Annotated in this window: 1 protein-coding gene; it reads right to left on the bottom strand. The window is 79.0% G+C overall.

Annotated features, from left to right (window positions below):
* The coding region (locus tag Q4528_RS15915; protein ID WP_303522722.1) for a hypothetical protein at positions 1 to 180 on the bottom strand (180 nt) is incomplete at its 3' end.
* Positions 181 to 238: the final 58 nt, after the last annotated feature.

The following is a 238-nucleotide window of genomic DNA, read 5'->3' as shown; positions in this document are numbered from 1 at the left end:
CGCCAATGCCGGGCGCCGGTTCGAGCGCCAGACCCACAGGGTCTTCGCCCGAGCCGCCTCCGCGGGCTCGGGCTCGGCGCTGGAGGCGAGACCCTGGCGCTCGGCACAGGCCTGCGCCCGCGCCGGGAAGGTCAGCCCCACCTCCGCGGCGCGCGTGTCGGTCCCGCCGGTCCAGCCCATCGGCGGCTCGATCGCCGGGGGCGTCTGCCGCTCGCGGGTGAGCACCCCGGTGTCGGCC

This window comes from Staphylococcus pasteuri (assembly GCF_030547725.1).
GTDB classification, from domain to species: domain Bacteria; phylum Bacillota; class Bacilli; order Staphylococcales; family Staphylococcaceae; genus Staphylococcus; species Staphylococcus pasteuri.
The sequence above is the reverse complement of the archived record's forward strand: the minus strand, read 5'-3'. Positions and strand labels throughout refer to the sequence as shown.